22 protein-coding genes and 1 tRNA gene are annotated in these 24,052 nt (G+C 44.3%); 8 read left to right on the top strand and 15 right to left on the bottom strand.

Annotated elements, in window-relative coordinates; all coding sequences use genetic code 11:
* Positions 1-45: 45 nt before the first annotated feature.
* On the bottom strand, positions 46-1,233 hold the full coding sequence (dnaN, locus tag NG798_RS02945) for a DNA polymerase III subunit beta (RefSeq protein WP_261220292.1): 1,188 nt from the start codon (positions 1,231-1,233) through the stop codon (positions 46-48).
* Between the two features lie 307 nt (positions 1,234-1,540).
* Positions 1,541-3,052: a chromosomal replication initiator protein DnaA gene (gene dnaA, locus NG798_RS02940; RefSeq protein WP_261220291.1), complete on the bottom strand. Its 1,512-nt coding sequence runs from the start codon at positions 3,050-3,052 to the stop codon at positions 1,541-1,543.
* 78 nt (positions 3,053-3,130) lie between these two features.
* Here dnaA and NG798_RS02935 point away from each other — a divergent pair, with 78 nt between their 5' ends.
* Complete coding sequence (locus NG798_RS02935) at positions 3,131-4,381, top strand: HhoA/HhoB/HtrA family serine endopeptidase (protein WP_261220290.1); 1,251 nt, start codon at positions 3,131-3,133, stop codon at positions 4,379-4,381.
* Between the two features lie 76 nt (positions 4,382-4,457).
* Here NG798_RS02935 and NG798_RS02930 read toward each other — a convergent pair whose 3' ends face one another.
* Positions 4,458-4,892, bottom strand: coding sequence for a hypothetical protein (locus NG798_RS02930; protein ID WP_261220289.1), 435 nt, complete (start codon positions 4,890-4,892; stop codon positions 4,458-4,460).
* 182 nt (positions 4,893-5,074) lie between these two features.
* Between NG798_RS02930 and def the strand changes: the two genes are divergently transcribed.
* Both def and NG798_RS02920 read left to right on the top strand, forming a co-directional pair.
* Entirely contained in the window at positions 5,075-5,608 is a 534-nt protein-coding gene (def, locus tag NG798_RS02925; RefSeq protein WP_261220288.1) for a peptide deformylase, read from the top strand.
* 117 nt (positions 5,609-5,725) lie between these two features.
* Positions 5,726-7,111, top strand: a complete 1,386-nt coding sequence (locus NG798_RS02920; RefSeq protein WP_261220287.1) for a tetratricopeptide repeat protein — start codon at positions 5,726-5,728, stop codon at positions 7,109-7,111.
* 51 nt (positions 7,112-7,162) lie between these two features.
* On the opposite strand, the gene NG798_RS02915 is transcribed toward NG798_RS02920, so the two are convergent.
* The 4 genes from NG798_RS02915 to NG798_RS02900 all read right to left on the bottom strand — a co-directional run bounded on the left by NG798_RS02915 (position 7,163) and on the right by NG798_RS02900 (position 10,774).
* The gene (locus NG798_RS02915; protein ID WP_261220286.1) at positions 7,163-7,546 is read right to left on the bottom strand and encodes a sulfite exporter TauE/SafE family protein; all 384 of its coding nucleotides are present in this window, start codon (positions 7,544-7,546) and stop codon (positions 7,163-7,165) included.
* A gap of 137 nt (positions 7,547-7,683) precedes the next feature.
* Positions 7,684-8,478, bottom strand: a complete 795-nt coding sequence (locus NG798_RS02910) for a sulfite exporter TauE/SafE family protein (protein ID WP_261220285.1) — start codon at positions 8,476-8,478, stop codon at positions 7,684-7,686.
* Positions 8,479-8,481: 3 nt separating this feature from the next.
* Positions 8,482-10,257 (bottom strand): arginine--tRNA ligase, encoded by a 1,776-nt coding sequence (gene argS / locus NG798_RS02905; RefSeq protein WP_261220543.1) that lies wholly within the window; start codon positions 10,255-10,257, stop codon positions 8,482-8,484.
* Between the two features lie 289 nt (positions 10,258-10,546).
* Positions 10,547-10,774: a hypothetical protein gene (locus tag NG798_RS02900; RefSeq protein WP_261220284.1), complete on the bottom strand. Its 228-nt coding sequence runs from the start codon at positions 10,772-10,774 to the stop codon at positions 10,547-10,549.
* A gap of 749 nt (positions 10,775-11,523) precedes the next feature.
* On the opposite strand from NG798_RS02900, the gene NG798_RS02895 reads away from it, so the two are divergent.
* A complete protein-coding gene (locus NG798_RS02895) occupies positions 11,524-11,724 on the top strand; it encodes a hypothetical protein (protein WP_261220283.1) in 201 nt (66 codons plus the stop codon).
* A 501-nt stretch (positions 11,725-12,225) separates the two neighbouring features.
* Here NG798_RS02895 and NG798_RS02890 read toward each other — a convergent pair.
* The 3 genes from NG798_RS02890 to pyk all read right to left on the bottom strand — a co-directional run bounded on the left by NG798_RS02890 (position 12,226) and on the right by pyk (position 15,481).
* Positions 12,226-13,377, bottom strand: a complete 1,152-nt coding sequence (locus NG798_RS02890; RefSeq protein WP_261220282.1) for a site-specific integrase — start codon at positions 13,375-13,377, stop codon at positions 12,226-12,228.
* 186 nt (positions 13,378-13,563) lie between these two features.
* A tRNA-Thr gene (locus NG798_RS02885) sits at positions 13,564-13,635 on the bottom strand.
* Positions 13,636-13,696: 61 nt separating this feature from the next.
* Positions 13,697-15,481 carry a pyruvate kinase gene (gene pyk, locus NG798_RS02880; protein WP_261220281.1) on the bottom strand — a complete coding sequence of 595 codons (1,785 nt, stop codon included), beginning with the start codon at positions 15,479-15,481 and terminating at the stop codon, positions 13,697-13,699.
* Positions 15,482-16,061: 580 nt separating this feature from the next.
* Here pyk and NG798_RS02875 point away from each other — a divergent pair.
* Complete coding sequence (locus tag NG798_RS02875; protein WP_261220280.1) at positions 16,062-17,015, top strand: ribonuclease Z; 954 nt, start codon at positions 16,062-16,064, stop codon at positions 17,013-17,015.
* A 6-nt stretch (positions 17,016-17,021) separates the two neighbouring features.
* Here the strand turns inward: NG798_RS02875 and NG798_RS02870 are convergent, their stop codons facing one another.
* Together NG798_RS02870 and cobU are read right to left on the bottom strand one after the other, a co-directional pair.
* Complete coding sequence (locus NG798_RS02870; protein ID WP_317619546.1) at positions 17,022-17,576, bottom strand: hypothetical protein; 555 nt, start codon at positions 17,574-17,576, stop codon at positions 17,022-17,024.
* Between the two features lie 595 nt (positions 17,577-18,171).
* Positions 18,172-18,723: a bifunctional adenosylcobinamide kinase/adenosylcobinamide-phosphate guanylyltransferase gene (gene cobU / locus NG798_RS02865; protein ID WP_261220279.1), complete on the bottom strand. Its 552-nt coding sequence runs from the start codon at positions 18,721-18,723 to the stop codon at positions 18,172-18,174.
* 185 nt (positions 18,724-18,908) lie between these two features.
* Here cobU and NG798_RS02860 point away from each other — a divergent pair, with 185 nt between their 5' ends.
* The 3 genes from NG798_RS02860 to hpsU all read left to right on the top strand — a co-directional run bounded on the left by NG798_RS02860 (position 18,909) and on the right by hpsU (position 21,457).
* Entirely contained in the window at positions 18,909-19,856 is a 948-nt protein-coding gene (locus NG798_RS02860; RefSeq protein ID WP_261220542.1) for a glycosyltransferase family 2 protein, read from the top strand.
* A gap of 69 nt (positions 19,857-19,925) precedes the next feature.
* Positions 19,926-20,852: a glycosyltransferase family 2 protein gene (locus NG798_RS02855; RefSeq protein WP_261220541.1), complete on the top strand. Its 927-nt coding sequence runs from the start codon at positions 19,926-19,928 to the stop codon at positions 20,850-20,852.
* The gene (hpsU, locus tag NG798_RS02850) at positions 20,852-21,457 is read left to right on the top strand and encodes a hormogonium polysaccharide biosynthesis acetyltransferase HpsU (RefSeq protein ID WP_261220278.1); all 606 of its coding nucleotides are present in this window, start codon (positions 20,852-20,854) and stop codon (positions 21,455-21,457) included. The genes NG798_RS02855 and hpsU overlap by 1 nt, the downstream gene beginning before the upstream one ends.
* Here hpsU and NG798_RS02845 read toward each other — a convergent pair.
* The 3 genes from NG798_RS02845 to mtnB form a co-directional block, all read right to left on the bottom strand.
* Entirely contained in the window at positions 21,454-22,074 is a 621-nt protein-coding gene (locus NG798_RS02845; RefSeq protein WP_261220277.1) for a GNAT family N-acetyltransferase, read from the bottom strand. The two genes, hpsU and NG798_RS02845, sit on opposite strands and share 4 nt — an antisense overlap.
* 104 nt (positions 22,075-22,178) lie before the next feature.
* Positions 22,179-23,219 carry a patatin-like phospholipase family protein gene (locus NG798_RS02840; RefSeq protein WP_261220276.1) on the bottom strand — a complete coding sequence of 347 codons (1,041 nt, stop codon included), beginning with the start codon at positions 23,217-23,219 and terminating at the stop codon, positions 22,179-22,181.
* A 157-nt stretch (positions 23,220-23,376) separates the two neighbouring features.
* Positions 23,377-23,997 carry a methylthioribulose 1-phosphate dehydratase gene (gene mtnB / locus NG798_RS02835; RefSeq protein WP_261220275.1) on the bottom strand — a complete coding sequence of 207 codons (621 nt, stop codon included), beginning with the start codon at positions 23,995-23,997 and terminating at the stop codon, positions 23,377-23,379.
* Positions 23,998-24,052 lie beyond the last annotated feature (55 nt).

Below are 24,052 nucleotides of genomic sequence, written 5' to 3'. Positions count from 1 at the left end.
TTTCAACAAAAAAAAGTGACCGGCCAGAAGCCGGCCAAAAACAAATTAAGACCGCAACTGCACCGGCATCACCAAATAAGTCATCTTCACCTCACCCAAAGGCATCACCACAACCGGCTTCATCGGATCATTCAACTTAATCGAAATCTCCGAAGCACTAATCACCTTTAAACCATCCAACAAATACTTAACATTAAAAGCAATCTCCGGCGGTTCACCCGAAGAAATTTGAGCCGCAACAGACTCACGACCACTGCCAACATCCGCCGCCTCAACCGACAAAGAAATCTCCTGATTCTCCTGATTAATCGAACACTTAACAATATGATTCTTTTGATCCGCAAGCACCGCAATTCGCTCTAGCGCCCCCACAAACTGCTTGCGATCCAAATTAATTTGATTGCCAAAAGAACGCGGAAGCAACTGCCGATAATTCGGATATTGACCCTCCAACTTCCGCGAAGTCAACCGTTGATCACCCCACTCAAAAACAATTTGACCCTGATCAAAATAAAGCCCAACCGCCTCCGAACCTTGACGCTGAGCAAGCATTCTCTCCAACTCACGCAAAGCCCTTGCCGGCACAGTCACAGAAAACTCCTGAATATCCTCAGCCGACTCGATTTCCTCCTCCGAAGAATTCTGCTTACTCGTCTCCAGAACCGCAAGCCGGTGCCCATCCGTAGCAGCAAACTCCAAACCATCTTTTTGAACCTTCAAATGCACCCCCGTCAAAATTTGCTTCGTCTCATCCGCAGAAGTTGCAAACAAACAACCACGCAAACCCTCAATCAACTTTGACGCCGGCAACCTCACCGAAACCTCATTCTCAATCACCGGCAACTCAGGATACTCTTCCGCACCCATTGCTCGCACCTGATAACGACCAGAACTTGAAGTAATAGTCGCCACAATTCCTACCTCTGGACCCGCAATTTTTCCCACAGCAGGCGATTCATCATCCAGCGTAATTTCCCCATCCGCAAGACGAGAAATAATATCATTTAAAAGCTTAGCCGGCAACGTAATAGCCCCCCCCGTCGTCACAGTAGCCGGAAAAGAAGTACGAATTCCAAGGCTTAAATCAAAACCCGTTAGCTGAACCCGCTGCGTATCCGCATCCGCAGTCAACAAAACATTAGCCAAAACCGGATGAGTTGGACGACTAGGAACCGCACGACTCACCAAAGAAAGATGCGAACTGAGATCACTTTGAGCACAAACCAACTTCATAAATACCCTAACTGATTACTACCTTAAACAGCACAAAACCTAACCAAGCAAAAAAGCCCGGAAAAAAATACTATCACCCTTCGCCATCCCCAAACCACACATCAACAAAACCCAACCCCCACTCACAATAGCCTGTGGAAACTGTGGAAAAACCACTCAAACCCCCATTCCATCTAAACCCCAACCACCCTCATCCTGTGGAAAAACCACTTTCTTTCCTTAAAACACCTTACAAAAACCCCCTCTAGCCAACCCCCTCCACCTCTGCATTAAAAACACATAAAAAACCCTCACTAAACCCTCCCAACTAATTTTGGCGAGTCATAAAACCAATTTTATCAGCCAACTGCCTCAAAGTCTGCGCCATCGTTGGATCACTATCTTTTAACAAAGCAACCTTTTCACAACTATACATCACCGTCGTATGATCCTTACCCCCAAACTCCTCCCCAATTTTCGGCAAACTTAAATCCGTATGTAACCGCATCAAATACATCCCAATTTGCCTCGCCTGGCTAATTTCCCGGCGTCGAGAATTACTCTTCAAATCCTCAATAGAAACATCAAACATATCCGCCACAGCCATCATCACCGCCGCCGGCGACGCCACCACCTTTTCCCCCTGCGGATTCAAAATCGGCGCAATATTCTCCACCGTCATCGGCAAACCCGAAATCGAAAGATAAGCCACAACCCGAATTAAAGCCCCCTCCAACTCCCGAATATTCGACGTATATCTTGCCGCAATATACTCCACAACCTCACGCGGCAAACGCACATTTTCATACTCAGCTTTTTTCTGCAAAATTGCCATCCGAGTTTCCAAATCAGGAGACTGAATATCCGCAATCAAACCCATCGAAAACCGCGAACAAAGACGCTCTTGCAAGCGCGGAATTTGATTCGGAGGCCGGTCAGAAACCAACACCACTTGTTTACCGGCCTCATGCAGCGTATTAAACGTATAAAAAAACTCCTCTTGAGTATATTCTTTCCCCTCAATAAACTGAATATCATCCACCAACAAAACATCCGCCGCCCGATAATGCTCACGAAAACTTTGCATACTATCTTTACGAATCGCCGCAATTAAATCATTTGTAAATTTTTCCGTTGAAACATAAAAAATTTTCGCTGTCGGGTCAATTTCCAAACGATAATGACCAATTGCTTGCATTAAATGAGTTTTACCTAAACCCACCCCACCACACAAAAACAACGGATTAAACTCTCGCCCCGGCGACTCCGCCACCGCCAAAGACGCCGCGTGCGCCATGCGATTATTTGAGCCAACAACAAACCGCGAAAAAACATATTTAGGATTGAGATCCGTTGGTTTGTGGCGTAGTAAAGCCGGTTCAGAAATACTTGCAGACTGCCATAATAATTGCGTTTCCCCGGCCAAGTCTAGCGAATTTTGGGATGCCGCATTAACAGCTTGTTCTGTAGTGATATAAATTTCCACTTCTTTTCCCAAAACATCCCGCACCACATCAGCTATCGTTTTCAGATAATATTTTTGTAACCAATTGCGCGCAAACGGGTTAGGAGTACGGATCACCAAACAGTTATTTTCCAACTGTTCCGCCCTTGCCGTTTTGATCCAAGTTTCAAACGTAGGCCGGCTCAGTTGAAGCTGTAACCGCTCTAAAACTTCATTCCACAGAGTTTCCAAAGGAGTCACCGCGCTTCCTCGACTGCTGAGTGTGCCCAACTTTTTTATTTTAAACGACCGCAACCTTTGGCGGCGTTGCATCGATGTCCAAAGCCCTTGACGAACTGCGCCGGAATCCCTCTCATTTATAATGAAGTCAAGCACAGGCAACAATCGCCTTGCAATTGTTGCGATTGTCTCTATAATTTTTTTAACTCAATCAACCAGCCGAGTACCTTTGTAATGGATAGTTCAACCAGCAAAAGCCAGGTCACTAAAAAACCCTCTTGGAAGCAACCGGCGGTTTTCCTGTTGCTGCTGTTGATGGGTGCCGGTGGGACGTTTTTAGGCACTCGCCTTATCAAAGCCAACCCCCGTTTATTTTCCATCAACGACGCCCCACCAGCCCAACAAATTCCGCTTCCCGTCGCTCGTCAAGTTGAACAAGAACAACTCGCCGACCAATCAAGAACCTCCCAAGACTCTAACTTTATTGTTGAAGCAGTGGAAAAAGTTGGCCCGGCAGTGGTACGCATCAACGCCTCCAGAACAGTTTCCCGCAACCGGCCTGATGTTTTTGAAGACCCTCTGCGGCGGTTTTTTGGTCGCGGTCAAGTTCCGCCAGACCAACGAGTTGAGCGTGGTACCGGCTCAGGTTTTATTATTTCCTCGAAAGGCCAAATTGTTACCAACGCCCACGTTATTGATGGTGCAGATACCGTAGAAGTAACGCTTAAAGATGGCCGCACTTTCACCGGCACCGTCCTGGGCGAAGATCCCGTCACCGATGTTGCAGTCGTAAAAATTGAATCTACCGATTTGCCGGTCGTGGCCTTTGGCGACTCAACCCAACTCCAACCCGGAGAATGGGCCATTGCCATTGGCAACCCTATGGGTTTAGATAATACCGTCACCGCCGGCATTATTAGCGCCACCGGCCGGTCAAGTTCCCAAGTCGGTGTCCCCGATAAACGAGTTGGTTTTATTCAAACTGATGCCGCCATTAATCCTGGGAATTCCGGGGGGCCACTTCTCAATGCAGCGGGAGAAGTCATTGGCATGAATACGGCAATTATCAGCGGTGCTCAAGGTTTAGGTTTTGCCATTCCCATCAATACCGTTGAGCAAATTTCTCAACAACTCATCAAAACCGGCAGCGCTGAACACCCCTATTTAGGAATTGAAATGCGAACGCTGACTTCGGAATTAAAACAACAAATCAACAACAACCCAAACAGTGGAATTCGCATTGCCGTTCAGCAGGGAGTTGTTATTGCCCGAATAGTCGAAGATTCACCGGCAGCTAAAGCAGGAATTCGGGCCGGAGATGTCATTCAAAAAGTTGGCAATAAGCCGGTTGCCAAAGCCGAAGATGTCCAGCAAATCGTCCAAGGCACTCAAATTGGCAATCCCTTACCTATTGAAATCAACCGCAGCGGACAACCCGTAAAATTAGAAGTCCGCCCTGGAAAAATGCCGGTGCGTCCTGAGTGATGGGGGAGCAGTTATCGAAATTGCTTTAGGAATAATTGCAAAAAAAATTAAGTGTTTGCTCCTCCCCCATCATCGCTCATTTATTCCCTGGATTGAGGAAATTTTGACTTTGAGTTTGAGGTTGTTGAGTCGAGCGAGTTTGGGGAAGTGGAGCAAATTTTAAGGCACTTAAACATAACGCAACTACCATCAAACCTATATAAGGGTAAGGATTCAGAGCTAACCGGCCAAACAAAAGTTTAGCATTATTTAATTTTGGTTTAACTCCTTGGCTCTCGGAGCCTCTTGCCCGAATCGTCAGTTCGGTTTTAGCAACATTAATAAGTTCAAGTTGTTTTAACTGTCGCAGAGCTTGGAATATTTCTCTTTCACTGTAAGGAAATTCTTTAAACTCAGCACTCCATGCTTGAAAGTCGCGTATATCAACTTTTACCAGACTTGGGCCGCTCACTTTCCGCAAGATCCACTGGTATAACAAATTAGCGCAGGGAGTTAATTCTTCTTGTAGCATTGGCTTTAGGGTTAGTTGGCAAAATTGCCCATCCGGGCTGGCTTTTTTATCATGCCCATAATTGCCTCCTTTTCCGCAGCAATTTCACAGACTTTACAAAAATTTACATAAAATTTCTTTCCCTGTGCCGGTTGCTGTTCCCCCCTAATTGTGGTAATAACGAATTTGTGGAGTTTTGTCTGATGAGTTCGGAGACTTTTCTCAATATTTGTCAAATTGGCGATGCAATTTTGCGAGGTTCAGCCGGGCCGGTTACAAATTTTCAAGACAAGCGCATTCAACAGCTTATAGATAATTTAATTGCTACGGGTCGCCAGGCAAACGGAGTAGGCATTGCTGCACCCCAGGTAGCTGAATCTGTGCGCTTGTTTATTGTAGCATCGCGTCCAAATTTGCGTTATCCCCACGCCTCTACAATGGAACCAACGGCGATGATTAACCCCCAAATTATCGCCCATTCTGATGAAATTGTGAAAGACTGGGAAGGGTGTTTAAGTGTCCCCGGAGTGCGGGGTTTGGTGCCAAGATTTAAAACAATTGAAGTAGAATATTTTGATAGAAAAGGGAATAAATGCCGGCAACAGTTAACCGATTTTGTCGCTCGAATTTTTCAGCACGAATACGACCATTTAGACGGCATTTTATTTATTGATCGTGTAGAAAACCCCGAAGATTTAATCTCCGAGGAAGAATATCAAAAACGAATCGTTCCCTAATCATTACCAGCCAGACCCTTCCTGAGCCAAAATTCAGTAAAAATACGCATTGTTAGCCCTATTTAAACCTGGTAAGATCAAGCCCAAATAAACGTCGTGATTAGCGGGCGGGGGTGTATGGCTAACAACAATCCAGACTTTGACATCGAAGCAGAATTAGAGCAACTGCGTCAACAACTCAAACCCGAAACGCCAAAAATAGAAAGTTTTGAGCCGCAAAACCAAACCCCCCAAACCCCAGCCAAAAAAGCAAACAATTCCCGCCCCAAACTATTAATTACTGCCCTAATACTTGGCGGATTATTTGGCACCGGCATTTTAACCTTCTTTAAATCCCAAGAAGCATCGGCCCTTTCTCAATCAAAAACTCTAATTGCCAGCGCAGAAAAAGTTAAAAACATTTCGGATATTCAAACTTTAAAAAACACCCAACAATTTCTCAAACAAAACATTACTAATCTTGAAAAAATACCCAATTTGCCTGGATTTGCTTACCAACAAGCACAAACAAATCTACCAGAATTACGCTCTAGCTTAAACATTTTAGAGCAAAACACCCAAGCCCTAGAAACCCTAAAAGCAGCGGAAAAATTAGCAATGGAAGCCGCAGTTTTAGTCCAGAACCCCCCCCATCCGCCGGAAATTTGGCAGCAAGCACAACAAAAATGGCAGCAAGCTATAACATTATTACAAACCATCCCCTCGATGAATCCCTGGGAACCACAAGCGCAAAATAAACTTGCAAATTATCGCTCAAATTTTGCAATCATTAGTAAAAGAGTAGAACTATCAAAAAAAGCCCTAGACTTTAATAATCGGGGCATAGAAGCCGTCATAAAAGGAGATACAGAGCGATCCTTAAAATATCTTAATTTGGCAATTCGTTTAAATCCTATCCCAGAAGCCTATGCAGGAAGAGGATTTGTTTATCTGAGTCGCAGAGAGTATCCACAAGCCATCAAAGAATATGACCAAGCCATCAAACTCAATCCCAACTATGCAGACGCTTATTTAAGTCGTGGTTTATCTTATCATAAATTAGGCAATTCTCAACAAGCTATCCAAGACATAGACCGCGTTTTGCAAATTAACCCAAATCACGGTAGAGCTTATTTAGATCGGGCTGTGCTTCGCCATCAAATCAAATTGGTAAGTCAAGCCGAAACCGACGCCCAAAAAGCCGCTCAAATTTTTACAGAAACAGGCGATACAAATAATTTAAAATTAGCGCAAAACTTGCTAAACCAATGGGGAGTAGCCCTCACACCCCTACCGGCGGAAACCAGCAATAAAGATGAGGAAAAAGAAAAAGAATGCGAAGAATGGCAATGGCAGTCAAACTATCCCTTACTACCTTGTTACTTTCCAGAGATAGAAATCAAACGCCGGCGCAAGAGATATTATTACCCACAACCTACTGTCGTTCAAAATGACCCAAATAAAACATCTGCCAGTAGCAGTAATAACAGCAGTCGTTCCAGCCGGCGGCGAAAAAAAAGATAAATTATTTTCAAAGCCGATTTATTAAAAAACCGGCTTTTTTTAATCGCTGTTCTACCGAGTAAAAAACTGCGGAAACAAATAACGAAACCCAATCAAAAACAGAAAAAGACCGTAAAGCTTCTTCATCAACTCGCTGCTAATATAAGGCTGATTGCCAAACAAAGCCCCAACGAAATTACCAAGAACCAACCCTAAAGCAATAACCAAAGCGTGGGAAATATTGAGATTATTGTTTTTGTAATAAACAATGGCCCCTAAAATTCCTATCGGCAAAATTTGAGCCGCAATTGACGTGCCGGTGGCGAACTTTTGATCCATCCCCATCAGCAAAACCATCGCCGGCACCATAATAGCCCCACCACCAATGCCAAACATCCCACCGGCCACCCCAGCCACCAAACCAATCGCCAAAAGTTGCAGCAAAGTTGTAGACATATTCTGATCCTACTAATTTAAAAACGGAGTGGGTTCCATCCCACCACCACCTATTTTTTCATAAAAAGTTAAATTCCTATCCTCTTAATTAAAAAATACCAAGCATAGACCACAACCCTTATTTTTTCCTAAAAATTTTAAACTAAATAACCCCAAAAACACCGGCCCGTCATATAAACTGCCAAAGCCAACAACAAAACTTGTAAAAACTTATTCAAAACATTAGCCGGCCACTTGTGCAACAACCGGCTACCAATTTGAGAACCCAAAATACCCCCAGCCCCCAAACAAAAACCAGGCAACCACAACACATGAGCATTTAAAGCGTGTTGAGTCAAACCCGAAGCCGAAATAGCCACCATCGCCCCCAAACTGTGAGAAACAGCCAAAGGCAAAGGTACCCCGATAAAAATAATTTCCATTGGCACAATCACAATACCCCCGCCAATGCCAAACAACCCCGACATCAACCCCGCCGCCAAACCAATTTTGGCAAACTCCCAACCTTTCCCAGATTCAACCTCATCAGAAACAGATTCTTCTGCCTTAAACTTTTCAGACAAACTTTGCCGTAAATTCATCAAATAAATCGTCACCAAAAGCATGATCGCATAACCGCCAGACAACAAAGAATCTGGCAACAAACCGGCCAAAAAAGCGCCCAACTGAGCCGCCGGAATTCCTAACAAAGCAAGTTGCCAAGAAGCGCGAAAATTAAAATCTCCCCTCAACCAAGTGCGGATACTTGCCGAAGAAACACTCAAAAAAATACTCACCAAACTGGTAGCTGCCGCCTTCACCACCGGCACCCCCATCAAAGTGAGAGCAGGCACCATCAAAAACCCGCCACTCACCCCCAAAATTCCCGACAGAAAGCCGGTGAACCCTCCCAACAGCAGAAGCAACCCCAACGTAACCGGCTCAATGTGCATAAATTACATCCGATCAACAACCGAAATACCTAACAAAGATAATCCCAGTTTAAGCGTTTTAGCTGTCAAATCGCATACCATCAAGCGAGACATCCGTTGAGACTCGTCAAAAGCCGAACCATCTTTACTTTTCAACACCGGACACTGTTCGTAAAACTGGTTAAACTTTTTACTCAACTCAAACAAATACTCACACAAACGATGAGGAAGCAAATCAATTTCTACCCCGTTTAAAATTTCCGTAAGTTGCAACAAATGTTTAGCCAGAGTTAACTCTGATTCTTCCGTCAAAACAACTTTTGCCTCATCTCCCACCGTATCAAAATCAATTTCTCCCTTCCGTCCGATACCTTGAACTCGCACATAAGCATAAAGCATATAAGGAGCCGTATTGCCTTGCAGAGCAAGCATTTTATCAAAACTAAAAATGTAATTGCTGTTGCGGTTTTGGCTCAAGTCGGCATATTTAACCGCACTTAAACCCACCACTTTTGCCACATTCTTAATAAACCCTTCTTCCTCTGTCCGTCCTTCTTCTTTCAGCCTGGTTTGTAAATCTTTTTCCGCTCGTTCGATTGCCTCATTCAGCAAATCTTTCAATCGCACTGTATCCCCAGCACGAGTTTTAATTTTTTTGCCATCCTCGCCCAAAACCAAGCCAAAGGGAACATGAACAATCTCAACATTTTCTGGCAACCAACCGGCCCGTTTTGCCACTTGGAAAAATTGAGCAAAATGCGAAGATTGACCAGAATCAGTTACATAAATAATTCGAGTTGCCCCATCTTTTTCTATTCGGTAACGCAAAGCTGCTAAATCCGTTGTCGCATAGTTATAACCGCCATCAGATTTTTTGACAATCAGCGGCAACGGTTCCCCTTCCTTATTAGAAAATCCGTCTAAAAATACACATTTTGCGCCTTGATTTTCTACCAGCAGGCCGGTTTTTTCTAAATCTTCTACCACCGCCGCTAAAAGGGGGTTATAAAAAGATTCTCCCCGTTCGGTTAAATTAATATCTAGCCAATCATAAATAACCTGAAATTCCCGGCGAGATTGCTCACACAAAAGCTGCCAAGCGCGGCGAGTATCTTCAGCACCGGCCTGTAATTTCACCACTTCTTGCCGAGCCGTTTCTTGGAAAATTTCATCTTCATCAAAGCGCTGTTTGGCTTTCTTATAAAACGCCACCAAATCCCCGATATCTAAAGCATTGGCTGTTGTCAGCGCCTCTGGGTAAACCTCTCTTAAATAAGCAATCAGCATCCCGAATTGCGTTCCCCAATCACCTACATGATTGAGTCTTAAAACATCGTGACCAAAAAATTCTAAAATGCGGGCAATGCTGTCTCCAATAATCGTAGACCGCAAGTGTCCGACGTGCATTTCTTTAGCAATATTCGGGCTAGAAAAATCTACCACCACCCGTTGGGGATTTTCTGCCAAGGGAACACCCAACCGGCTGTCTGACTGCATTGCCGTAAGTTGAGATTCCAGATAGGCCGGTTTAAGGGTAAGGTTAATAAAACCAGGGCCGGCAATTTCTGGCGGTTGACAAATATCAGATATTTCTAAATTTTCCACAACCCGGAGGGCAATATCGCGGGGTTTCATGCCAAGTTTTTTGGCAAGAGACATGGCAGCGTTTGATTGGTAATCGCCAAATTTCGGGTTAGTCGCAAGCACAAGCATTGGATCAGTGCCGGTCAAGTCTGCACCAAACGCGGCGGTAAATGCTTTGTCAAAACGGGCTTTAAGCTGGTTAAGGGTAGAAGTCATGTTGCGAATAAGGGCATCCACGAGCCGATAGGGCTGCGTTGCCTATTTAAATATAGGAGGTTGATAATTTTACCATTAAAAACTTACAAGTACCGATTTTGCCCCACCGGCCTTGACATAAAACATTTCTGTATTTATATGCACAAAAATTTTTGGGCCCACAGTCAGCCGTCATCAAAACATCCTGCTATTTAGCAGATAAAAGCGCGTTGGTGGCGTTTTTCATGCTCATCACTCAAAATTTTTTGCTTAGGGGTTCCCAAAATTGCCACCCTTCCTTTATAATTCTTTACATTGTGATCCTCAAAAAGCCTCGCCGGACTCCGTAAAGCAGGCGATTGATGATCGCGTGATGCTCATCGCTAAGAGATTCTTCTAGGAGTAGCACTTTCAGCTTGTGTCTATCGGAGTGGGAAATAAACCCACACAGGAGGATTTTGCCAAACAGATCCTCTAAAGTTGTGGGCGATGGTTGAAAAACGCTGGGAAGATGGCAAACCCGGTTTGTGAGAATCATTTATGAGAGTTCCTTTTACTGGTAGACTTATTAAAATTTTGACTTTAGATAGTCCTTGTGCCATCAGAGGAAGCGCTAATTTTTATGCCTCTCTAACTCCGTAGTATCTCTATCCGTGAAAATACGGAGGGTGTTGAGATTGGAAACAGCAAGGGCAAATGGCTTGATTGTGGCTGATCCGAGATGACAGCTAAATTACTCTTGAGTTTGTCGAACAATGAATTGGGCCCACCGGCAAGATGTGAAGATTTTCAAGAACTACTTTTTAAGCGTCAAATTATTTTAACAAACGGCCAGCCAGGCTAAACATAAGCAGAATGCGATAGCCGGAGGCGCTTAAAAATCCCATCATTCAGCAGAAGATGAATATTTAAAGGGGTGATAAGTGGACAGATAAGCCGGCCCCGGAATAGTTCAAATAATATTTGGATAACCATAGAAAATTGCCGAGATATCGGATTATTTATTGATAGCCGTATTCAGCCAATACACCTGAAAGCCTCAAGGACAGCGGCAAGAAGCGGGTGAGCGAACTGCTCATCTCCAAGTTAAATTTTTGCAATCCTGACAAGGAATAGTTGCCGTTGCAAAATAAAAATGCTTCATTTAAGAAAAGATCCCTAGTCAGAACCAAGAGACAGGCCCATATAAGCACTCTCATCTGACGAATTCCGAAACGCTTTGATTTTGGCATCCCAAGCCAATAACAAAGCCATCCCCAACTACCAAACGAACCCTGGATAATAACCATGCAACTCAACACTAATAGCCTCAATAAAACCTATAACCTACCTTGTTTAGAAACGAACAAAGGCTTACTCAACTCGCCTGACTTCCAGCAGGGATATAAAGACGCATACACACACCAAAGACAAAACTCCAAAAATCCAGAGTATGTAGTGGGATACCTGCACGGAGCCAAAGACCGAGTATGTTATCGGGACTGCTAAAAAACAAAGCCGAACTCACTTCTAAGAAATCGATCTCACTTCTAAGAAGCTGATCGTAGTCAGTCCGTAGTCAATACTCAGGACAGGTAGACAATCCCCCTAAACTGCTCAGCAAGTCTACATAACAAGCCTTACAGGAGTTCTTAATAATCTCATGCGAGTAGCTAGGCTACCTGTCCCTTTGGGGGATTCGGACGTTAGTGCTTGACGAAACACAGCGACCTTGTTTATTTGTGAAGTAAGAAATTTTTTACTTTTTTCACTCATTAGCAAATCTATAATGAACTGATAAGACAGTGCTATTATACCAATTATTTTGTAGTTTTATTTTCAAGAATTAATATTAAACCTTTACGATAGAGAGTATTTTTTATTTCTAAAAAATTTTATTAAAAATATTCTGAGAATTTCAAAATACTCTCTATCAAGGTTGAAAGGTATCCAGCAACGGGGATTTAAGAGTAGCTTCTAGTTCTTTACAATTTTGCAATGGGCTTTCAACTAAATTTCTGGGACTTGTATGTGATCAAGCTTTCCTGTGTAATGCTGCATGATGACAGATGGACTATTGCCTACCCAACTAGCGATTCTCTTCACTGGTACATTTGCCAAAACGCATAAAGTGATGAACGTATGGCGTGTTTGATATGGCTTGCGATACTTAATATCAAGATTGCTTAGGACTCTCTTCCATGCTCTATTTCTAAAGTTGTGGATATCAATCCATCCACCTTCGGGCGCAGGAAAGACTAATGCTTCAGAATTTTGCCTACCAATTGCTCCCAAGATTTCCTTTAACTGTGAGTTGATAGGAAATGCTCGCCTGTCTTGTGTCTTCAATCCCTTCTTTAGCTCTAATCCATTTGCTCCCATTACCACTGACTGCTCAAAAGTAATAGTAGTAAAGTCAGGGCTTATATGTTTCCATTGCAGTCCAACAGCTTCAGACGGTCTGCAACCTGAATAGAACAAGAATTTGACATAGTTGGCATAGTAGGAGTAGTAACGATTTTTCGAGAACTCTTCAATGATTCGATCACGTTCATCAGCAGTAAACGGATCAATCTCCTTATCTTCGTTACTCTTCTTCTTTATTTTGATCTCACTAGCCATCCCATCAAAGGGGTTTTTCCTGACAAGATTTAATTTAACTGCCCAGTTACAGCAAGCGGATAACTGCATGAGAAACCGTTTAGCTGTATCTGGTGTGAGATTTGCCTGGGCCCAATCTGAAATTTTTGGAGCGTCGTCAACTGTGTTGTAAGGGCATCTGCTCAGGTGGCTGGTAATAACCATATAGCCGTTCTTCCAAGTACCAGGCGCACAGTTGTTCTTCTTGGTTGCTGCAAATTCTCTCCACACTTCCTTGAGATTTTTATCTGTGAAGGTTGCGGTCTGTTCAGCGTTGACCATCCTCATGTGCTCAGGACGGTACTTGTTAAGCGTTAGATCAAACCGCTCATAGGTGATATCCGATTCAATCTGCTTAACCTTTGCTTGAGCGATCACCCTATTTCCAGGAGTGTCATCTAAACCGAGCGTTAAATACTTCTGCTTACCTCCATAGAGTTGACGAGGTAAGCGCAGCCTAAGACGACCTTCGTGATTTTCAATACTTACCGATCCTTTAGAGGCATAGCGACCGCTTTGCATAACCAAAACCCCTCTAGTTCAGATGATCTTCCTCCATCTTAGTTGACTGCCGTAGTCATTTCGTAGTCATTTTCATGGAATTCTTACCAGTTTTCGGATGTTGGTAACAAGTCTCCTATGACTTGTAAGAAACGAAAAAACCCTAGAAACCTTATGGAATCTAGGGTTTGCATTACAGATTTAGTAAGCCGATGATGAGATTTGAACTCACGGCCGCTCGATTACGAATCGAGTGCTCTACCACTGAGCTACATCGGCATTCACAATTGTTGATTATAGCATGATTGCTGGAAATTGTATCCAGCAATCTGCAAAAAATTTAAGTAGTCAAGCCATTTTGGTTTAAACCAATCACCCCAGAATAGACTAAACCCCGCTGCATATCCAGCGTTAACATGGCTCCAGAGCGAATTGTTTTCGTGGCATTTTTGACTCCAACAATAACCGGCACACCAAGACGCAAACCAATCACAGCCGCATGAGAAGTAAGACTGTCATCTTCAGTAATCACACCGCCAGCTTTTCGCATCGCCTCGACAAACTCAGCACCAGTGCGGGGGACAACCAAAATATCGCCAGCATTAAAATTGCCCACATCCGCCGGGGTGTTGGCCACCCGTGCGCGACCGCTAATAGCACCTTGACCGATACTGGTGCCCTTACCCAAAACAGCAGTTACAACCTCAACCTTAATTAAATCAGTTGAACCGGCCACCCCTTGGAGAGTACCAGCAGTCATCACCACCAAATCGCCATCAGAAACCAACTCCTTCTCTTGAGCCACACTCATAGCCGCTTGAAAAGTTTGGGCAGTCGAAGGCAAATCCAACACCAGCAAAGGTTTCACACCCCAAACCAATTGTAATTGACGGGCAACATCAACGTGAGGAGTCACCGCCAAAATGGGAGTATAGGGGCGAAACTTCGAGACATTGCGAGCGGTAGCGCCGGTTTTAGTTAAAGTCATAATTGCAGAAGCATTAAGCTGTTCAGCAATTTGACCAACCCCTTGACTAATGGCATTAGGAATAGATCGGCCCTTAGTTTCCTTACCCGAAACATTTTGAGTAATTTCTTCTTGCTCAATGCGAACCGCGATGCGGGCCATTGTTTCGACAGCTTCCACCGGATATTTACCCACCGCCGTTTCATTAGAGAGCATCACCGCATCGGTGCCGTCTAAAATTGCATTCGCCACATCGGAAATTTCGGCACGAGTGGGGCGGGGGTTATTTACCATACTGTCTAACATTTGGGTGGCCGTAATCACCGGAATGCCGAGCCGGTTGGCCGTAGTAATCAGTCTTTTTTGTAAAATTGGCACATCTTCTGCCGGCAACTCTACCCCCAAATCGCCCCGCGCCACCATCACGCCATTAGAAAGCGATAAGATCGCTTCCATTTGCTCAATGGCTTCGTGCTTTTCAATTTTGACAATCACCGGCACTTGCTTACCGGCATTGGAAATAATTTCCTTGATTTCAAGGACGTCTTCGGGGTTGCGGACAAAAGACAGCGCCACCCAGTCAACACCTTGATCAAGACCAAACAATAAATCTTGCCGGTCTTTATCAGTCAATGCCTTAATCGAAAGATAAACACCAGGGAAGTTAACACCTTTATTATTAGATAAAGGGCCGCCGACTACAGTCCGGCAGTGCAACTCTTTGGCGGCGCGGTCAACTTTTTCGACGCGCATCTCGACTTTACCATCGTCCAGCATAATCGTGGCCCCCTCCGGCACCTCATCCGCGAGAAGTTGGTAGGTGACACAAGACATTTTCTGATTTCCGGGCATTGGGTGACTGGTTAAAATGTATGGATCGCCTTTTTGGAGGACGATAGAACCATTTTCAAACCGGCCTAAGCGAATTTTTGGGCCTTGTAAGTCTTGTAAAATACCGACGGGCTGGTTGAGTTCAAAGGAAGTTTGCCGGATCAAACGGATACTGCGCTGGTGATCGTCGTGAGAGCCGTGAGAAAAGTTAAGTCTCAGGGTATTGGCACCGGCCTCGATTAAGGCCCGTAATACCTCTGGGCTACTGGTGGCAGGGCCAATGGTGGCTACTATTTTTGTCCGACGTTGGAGTTTTCGCAGTTGCATGAATTACTATCCAGGGGGATCGAGATACAAGCCGCAGGCTTCCCCTATGTCTGTGACGGCTAGTTTTTCATTATCGACCACTGTGAGGACACAACGCATTTTAGTGATCGCTTTTTGTTATGACTCCTTGCTCTCAAGCGTCGATCTCCCTGGGGAATGAGCGCGTGGCCGTTGTTTGGCTCAAAATTTTCTCCCATAAAAGACAAATCAGTAAAGGAGTGCCGGTTTGCTCCCCCAGAGGCGGTTATGGGGAAAAAACAAACCCGATAAGCGCCAAAGAATCTAACTTATTGGTTCCAAAATTGCCAAAATGCCAGTCATTGATGGCAAAAAATTTCCCCCCCGCTTCCGCTCATTACAAAAATGAAATGCTTCCCCAAATAAAAAAAAGCTGTCCCATTCGCTCACAACAATCTTTATTTAAGACTGTTATGGGGTTGATAGAAAGCCAGAAATAGGCAGGGTGCGGCTTTCAAGTGTTAGAATTTTTCCAGACAGGAGGGGCAAAATTAATGGCCGTTGTCGGCATCCCTCTTTAAGTTTTCATCGATTGCCTTGATTTTCTGTTTAGCCAAAAAACGTGCAAATTACATTTTTAGGTACTAGCTCTGGTGTTCCCACACGCTCTCGGAATGTTTCGGGCGTAGCTTTGCGTTTGCCCCAACGTGCGGAAGTTTGGCTGTTTGATTGTGGCGAAGGCACCCAGCATCAATTTTTACGGAGCGATCTCAAGGTTAGTCAAATTCGCCGGATTTTTATTACCCATACACACGGTGATCATATTTTTGGCTTGATGGGGCTTTTGGCGAGTATTGGTTTGGCCGGCAATCCCAATCGTATTGATATTTATGGGCCGACGGGTTTAGAAGATTATCTCCGCTCTTGTCAACGTTATTCTCATACTCATTTTTCTTATCCGATTAAAGTTCATTCGGTTCGCCCTGGGGTGGTTTATGAGGATGATGAGTATGTGGTAGTTTGCGGTCGTCTGGAACATCGCGTTACGGCTTTTGGCTACCGCATTGAGGAAAAAAATCGGCCAGGTCATTTTGATGTCGAACAAGCTAAGGCTTTGGGTATCCCCCCAGGGCCGGTTTATGCTCAACTTAAGCGCGGTGAAGTGATTTCTCTGCCAGATGGCCGCAAAGTTAATGGGGCCGATTTATGTGGGCCGGTGCAAGTAGGCCGCAAAATTGCCTATTGCACTGATACTGTTTATTGTCCGGGGGCTGTTGAGTTGGCGCGTGATGCTGATGTTTTAATCCACGAGGCAACTTTCTCTCACCAAGATGCTCAAATGGCTATTGACCGCTTACACTCGACTTCGACGATGGCGGCGCAGGTGGCTTTAAATGCCAAGGTTGAGCAGCTTATTATGACGCATTTTAGTCCGCGCTATGCCCCCGGAAATACTCAGGTTTTGGATGATTTGCTGCAAGAGGCGCGGGCGATTTTTCCCAAAACTATGATGGCTTATGATTTCCTGAGTTATGAGGTTCCGCGCCGGCGCGAGTCTTTAGTGCCTAGTAAATAGGCTTTTTTAACCGCTTTGTGCTGTGTCTTGATGATGGTCGTCTGGGCCGGTGCTTTCCCCCGGACAGCCTGGAAAATCTAATGACAATGGAATCAGCGTACCGAATTTATGGGCCGGTTGTGGTTCTTGCGGATCTTGGGGGCTTTGGGCGGTTCTCAGTAAGCGGTTGCGAATCACCGTTAGGTGGTTTTGGGAACTGATCGGGGGTCGCGGTAAGGGTAGTTCTGTGTTCGGCCAGTTGAGGAGGTTATGACAAGGACACACTGCTGCTGGCATTCCTTGGACGCGCACCGGTACCGGCATGGGACAGCGTGCACAAATCATCATTTCCCAGGCCGGTGTGAGTAGTTCTTTGATGGTTTCTTCTGTACCTTCTAGGTAAGAGTCTCCTGAACTGGGGTCAAGGATTTTTTGCCAGCATTCTTCAAATTCTTTGCTGTAACGGTCGCCTTCGATCACTGGTTCCGGTAATAAGGGTTGTTTTCCGTTGTTAATAACAACTTTTTTCCCTAACTGAAGCCAATAGGCGAGATATTGTCTGATTTGATGTTCTGATGCCATAAATAATTGAGTTGGGGTGGATATAAGTGGGCGATTGAAGATGGATTTTTTAAGAGTTTTAAGTTCTTAGTTTTATGTTTATTAAATTTTTTACATTTTTCGGTTTTGGTTGAGTTTAAAGGAGGAATTATTACCAAAAATTTCAAAATCTTAGGAGGCTCCTATGACCAAGGCGAGAATAACTTTATTTTTAGTCATTCTTAGCTAAAGATTAGCAACTTTCATCTAATTTATCTAATAATTTACGCTGTTTTGGCGAAGATAATCTCCACATTTTCAAGACTTTACTTTTAGGATAGATAATTTTTGGAAAAAGCTGGCGCTTAAAAAACAGCCAAGCTTGCTGTCATCTTTTTAAAAATCATAAAAAGTTCCAAAAGTCGTAACCCATCTTGACTTTGTTTGAGTCGAAGGGCTGGAAATTTAAGAAAGACTTAAGATTTATTCAACGGTTTGGCATCAGGCCGGTTTATCTTAAGAAAGACCAAAACAAGGCAAGTTGATCACTTGCTTCTATGATAGCGAACCCGAAAAGAGAGTTGACTTAAAAAACCCTGAGCAAGGCAAAAATATTTTTCAATAACGTAGCGGTTGATCATTTGCTCCCCGGCAATTTATGCCCCAATAAACTCAAGTTTAAAACATGACCACCAGTAACAAGATAAACCGCATCAGCGATGGTTCCTAAGCGACGAGAGAGGGTTCCCAAGCGGTCACGGAATAACCGGCCAGCAGGGTAGGCCGGCACCACTCCCCAGCCGGTTTCTTCAGCTACAAAAATAATTTCCCCCGCTAGTTGACCGGCACTTAAAATTAAATCGCTGAGGGTAGACTCCCAGGAGGCATTGTCAAGTTCTAAAAGATTAGCTACCCAGGTGCCAAGCGAGTCCACGAGTAGACAATTTTCGGGGCCGGCATTGAGGCGGAGTGCGGCTGACAGTTCCACCGGCACTTCTACAGTTGTCCAATTGGCCGGTCGTCGCTGGCGGTGGAGATCAATGCGAGAGATCCATTCGCCATCGGAGGCGTCAAGGGTAGAGGTGGCTAGGTAGATGACTGACTTGGCGGAATTTTGGGCGAGATATTCGGCCCATTCACTTTTGCCAGAGCGTGCGGGGCCGGTTACAAGGCTGAGTTGGTTTTTCACTACTAGGATCAGCGTGCAGTAAGGTTAAACTGAGATTGATATTACCTAATGGTTAATTATCAGCGAGGGAGCATCGGGGTTGTATGAAAGTTGGGGTTCGGATGGAAAAATCCGCCCCTTCTAGGCATGGCAACCTCACTGGTGACGACAAACAACAGCGCTCATTTTTTCAACCGAGAAAGTTTATGCCAAAACCGCAGATTTCTGCGATTATTTGTACCTACAATCGTAGCAGCTATTTAGGGGCTGCAATTGATAGTTTATTATGCCAAGATTTTGAGGATTTTGAGGTGCTGGTAATAGATAATGCGTCAAGTGATGATACAAAAGAAGTCGTGAATCAAAGACTGGGGAACCGGCGGTTGCGGTATGTTTGGGAGCCGGTGGTGGGGCTTTCGGTGGCCAGAAATAGAGGAGCGCAGATGGCGGAGGCGGAAATTTTAGCTTATTTGGATGATGATGCGGTGGCGAGTAAAAATTGGTTGGGATGCTTATACCGGGCGTTTCAAATTTATCAAAACGTGGTGGTGGCCGGTGGAAAAGTAACGTTATTATGGCCGGATAATTTGACTTCACCGAAGTGGCTTTCGGCGGGTTTAGCGGAAAATTTAGGAGCTTATGATTTGGGAGAAAAAATGATTTATATTGAGCAGCCAAGTCTAACTCCAAGAGGTTTAAATTATGCAATTCGTCGCTCTTTTTGGCAAGAAATTGGGGGTTTTGATGTGAATTTGGGGAGAGTTGGCAAAAACTTATTGTCTAATGAAGAATTGCAAGTTACGGAAATGGCTCTAAAACTTGCAAAGCAGGTGGCTTATTTGCCGGATGCTGTGGTGGGCCATAATGTTGCACCTGAGCGAATTCGGCGTTCTTGGTTTCTGCGTCGGGGTTGGTGGCAGGGAATTAGTGAGTGTTACCGTGAGCAGTTGGCGGGGGAGGCCGGTTTGGGGCAATTTGGACGGGGTGGGGAGCGTTTTGTGCGGGGGCTTTACAAATCTTTGAAATATTTTCAAGATCCGGCTTTATGCTTTGATAATTTAGTTTATTGTTACGGTCAAGTTGGTTATTTGAGCGCTGTGGTGGGGGGTTTTTTGTTGGGAGGCCAAAAAAATAGACAGGTTAAGCAGGAATGATTTTTTTTGCTAATGCTTGTGCTTCGTAGCGCTTTGTCAATGCCAGATTTTTCTAAAACTTTCGATATTATGATCGCAAATGTGTCTAAAATTCCGGTGTCTGTTCTCATTCCTGCTAAAGACGAGGAGCTAAATTTACCGGCTTGTTTGAGCAGTTTGGTGAGGGCTGATGAGGTGTTCTTGGTTGATTCTCAAAGTAAGGATCGTACTTGTGAAATTGCCGAAGAATTTGGGGCAAAGGTGGTTCAATTTTATTTTAATGGTCGCTGGCCAAAAAAGAAGAATTGGTCTTTGGAAAATTTGCCTTTTCGCAATGAGTGGGTGTTGATTGTTGATTGCGATGAGCGGATTCCTCCTGAACTTTGGGATGAGATTGAGTTGGCGATCCAAAATAAGAATTATCAGGGTTTTTATTTGAATCGTCAGGTTTATTTTTTGGGTACTTGGATTCGGCACGGTGGGAAATATCCTGATTGGAATTTACGTTTGTTTCAGCATAAATTGGGTCGCTATGAAAATTTAAATACGGAGGAAATTCCGAATACGGGGGATAATGAGGTTCACGAACACGTTATTTTAGAAGGGCTGGCCGGTTATCTAAAGCAGGATATGATCCACGAAGATTATAGGGATATTTATCATTGGATTGAGCGCCATAATCGTTATTCTAATTGGGATGCGAAGGTTTATTACAATTTGCTGGCTGTTAAGGATAATTCGGGGACAATTGGGGCTAATTTTTTTGGCAATGCTGTTCAGCGTAAGCGGTTTTTGAAGACGGTGTGGGTGCGGCTTCCTTGTAAGCCTTTGCTCAGGTTTATTATGTTTTATTTTATTCAGTTTGGTTTTTTGGATGGCAAAGCGGGTTATATTTATGGCCGGTTGTTGAGTCAGTATGAGTATCAAATTGGGGTGAAACTTTATGAGTTGCGCCGGTTTGGGGGAAAGTTGAATAAGAGTTCTAAAAGTGCTATACCCAATGAGTCGGAGCGGTGATGAGCGATTTTAAATTAAGTGAAGAAATGCCTTTGCAGGATGGGGAGGCTTGGGTTGATTTACGACGTTATGATCAGTCTTGGTTTGATCGGGGCCGGCCTGGGTGGTATATTTTTTTGTGGTGGTTGGTGCAGGCAATTGTGTTTCCGCTTAGTCCGCAACCTTTTCATTTTTTACGGCGGGGTTTGTTGCGGTTTTTTGGTGCGAAAGTTGGGGTGGGGGTGATAATTCGTCCGACGGCTCGTTTTACTTATCCTTGGAAGGTGGAAATAGGGGATTATAGTTGGATTGGTGATGATGTGGTTTTTTATAGTTTGGATAAAATTAAAATAGGCCGGCATTGTGTGATTTCTCAAAAGTGTTATTTGTGTACGGGAAATCACGATTTTAAAGATCGGGCTTTTGGTTTGATGACGGGGGAAATTGTTGTGGGTAATGGGGTTTGGGTGGCGGCTGATTGTTTTGTGGCGGCGGGGGTGAATATTGGGGCTAATTCGATGATTGGGGCAAGAAGTAGTGTTTTTAAAAGTATGCCGGCGGGGATGGTTTGTTCGGGGAATCCTTGTCAGGTTCGCTATCAACGGGTGATGCAAGATAGGGTTTAAATGAGTTCGATGGTTTCGGGGAGGTTTTGATTGAGCAGTTGGGTGAGTAAGGGGTGATTTTCTGGTTGGTTATAGAGGTCGATATAAAGTTCTTTGATCAGGGATTTGATGAGGGTGCCGGTGAGGGTTTTTTCGGGGGGTGGGGGGAGGATGAAAAAAAGCATTTCTGTGGGGGTTTCTCCTGAGAGTGCGGGGAGGATGTATTGAACGTTTTTTAGTTGTTTTGCTCCACACCGGCGGTAATAGTTAATACGGCGTTGGCGTTGTTGTTGGTTGGTGCCATAGTTGGGATGTTCAACTTCTAGGAGAAGATGGGGATAGTGGGTGGTTAAGCTTTTTAAGAGTTGGGTACCGATTCCTTGGGAGCGAAAGTTTGGATCGGTGGCTAAGTATCCTAAAAGGGTAAGGTTAGAAGTTTTGAAGGGATAAATTAATGCCATTCCGATGATTTGGTTGTTAAATTCTGCTATCCATATTCTTTCTGGTTTGTTTTGCAGTTCTTTTGCTAGTATTTCGGTTGGGATTATTTCGTTGGGGGGGAAAGCTTGAGTGTAAATTTTTAGGGCTTCGGTGAATTCTTTTGAGGGTATTTTTTCTAGGGGTTTAATTTGGAGCATGAGGAGTTTTGGGAAGGGGGATATTTGATGAGGGGGAGAGGTTTTTTATCACGCAAGGGGTTTTTGAGGTGGTTGGTTTGGGTGGGTATGTCCCACCCTGGTTTTTAAAGTAAAAAGTCGATGAATTGATCTAGTTTTTCGCTGTTTTCTGAGGCTGTTTTGTTGCCCAGTTGTCGGAGGGCTTTGACGTTTTCTGGGGTGGCGTTGTCGATGAGGGCGAGGGGGCTTTTATTGGGGATAACTGTGTTGATTCGGAGGTATTGTTCGGGTTTTTTGGTGGTATCAAAGACTTGTCTAACTTGGAAGTCTACGGTTTCTGCTACGCCGGTCATTATGATGTTTATGAGGGGGACTACCCATTGAAGTTGGCCCCAATCTCGGACTTTTTCGTATTCGTAGGCTTCTTTTACGTCGCCGGTTCCCAGGGATAATACGACCATATCTTTTGCGGTGGGGTTGCCGGTGGAGGCATCTTCTAAAGTAGGTTTTCTTTGTAGTTTTGTTCGTGCTTCTGCATAGGCGCAAAGGGTGGGGTTGTTGGCAAATACTCCTCCATCTATGAGGGGATAGGTTTTGTTTGTCATGGAGGTAATTTTTGCTACTTCAAAAAAGGTTGGGGCGGCTGAAGTTGCTCTGGCTACTTCTCGGACAAGAAAGTTTTGTTCTGGATCTTTGGCGGCGTCGTGTTGGGTAAAAAATCGGGCTTGGCGCGCTTGGATGTCGTAACCGGTAATTAAGCAGGGTTTGATTAATTGACTGAGTTTTGTGTTATGAAAATACTCTCCTAAGACTCTTTCTATGTTTACGGAGTCGAATTTTTCATCAAAAACACCGTTTCCTGATTTGATTCTTTTGCTGAGGGTTGTTGAAAAAATTTCTTGGCCTCTGTCTAGGTAAAGATCAACGGCGTTTTTAGCGCTAAATCGGGGACGAGTGGGATCGGCAGGATCGGGAGATAAATAAATGCAGGTTAATATTCCTCCGGTACTGGTGCCGGCTATGAAGTCAAAGTAATCGGCTATTTTGGCGTCGGCGTTGCCGGTGCGTCGTTTGATTTTTTCTTCTAAAACTACTAAAATTTGTCCGGGTATAATCCCCCTAATTCCACCGCCGTCTATGCAAAGAATTCGAGTAAACTTGGACATATTTTTTGCTCCTGAACGTGATTATTTCTTTTTGCCTGATTTTAACAGACCGGCTGGCAATTGGGAAGTTTTTAAGATGTCTCTAAATTTTTTGTTTGGTGCTTTGAGGCCAGCGCCTAGCCCCTTCTGTGAAGTGAGGGGAAAAAGCTAGAAATAATTAGGCTAAGTTGAGTTGACGGGCGCTGATCATGTAACGGAAAATATATTCGATGATTTCGATATAATTCCGGGCGGTTGTGGTGGAATTTGCCCATACTGTAACGCCATGATTACGGATGAGTAGGACGGGTATTTTTGGGGGGGTTGATGCAAAGGTTTGTGTGATTTCTGCGGCGATGTCGGGGACGTGAAAATAATTGTCAAAGAGGGGCATTTCTATGTGGGGGTTTTCTTCCCAAATTCCTAAGCCTTTGAGCATTTCTATGGGAGGTAAGGTTAGGGTGTTTTTTTCTGTGAAACGTGAGACTAAATTGGCTTCGATGGAGTGAACATGATAACAAGCTTTGGCCTCTGGAATTAAGTTATATATTGCTTGGTGGATGCTGGTTTCTGCTGAGGGTTTAATGTCGGTTGTAGGTTTTTCTAGGATGGTTCCATCAAGGGCGAGGCGGATAAAATCTTGTTGGGTTAATTCGCCTTTGTTTTTGCCGCTGGCGGTGATCCAAAAGCTGTTATCGTTGAGGCGTGCGGAGAGGTTGCCGGCGGTTCCGCTCATCCAATTTTTTGCATAAAATAGGCCGGCGGCTTCGATGAGTTGTTGGCGTGGATCAAAATTCATTAGGTTTGAAATAGTGTGGATGAATTTATTTTGTTTGGGAGATTTGTTTGGGATA

Source organism: Ancylothrix sp. D3o, assembly GCF_025370775.1.
Lineage (GTDB): Bacteria > Cyanobacteriota > Cyanobacteriia > Cyanobacteriales > Oscillatoriaceae > Ancylothrix.
The sequence above is the reverse complement of the archived record's forward strand: the minus strand, read 5'-3'. Positions and strand labels throughout refer to the sequence as shown.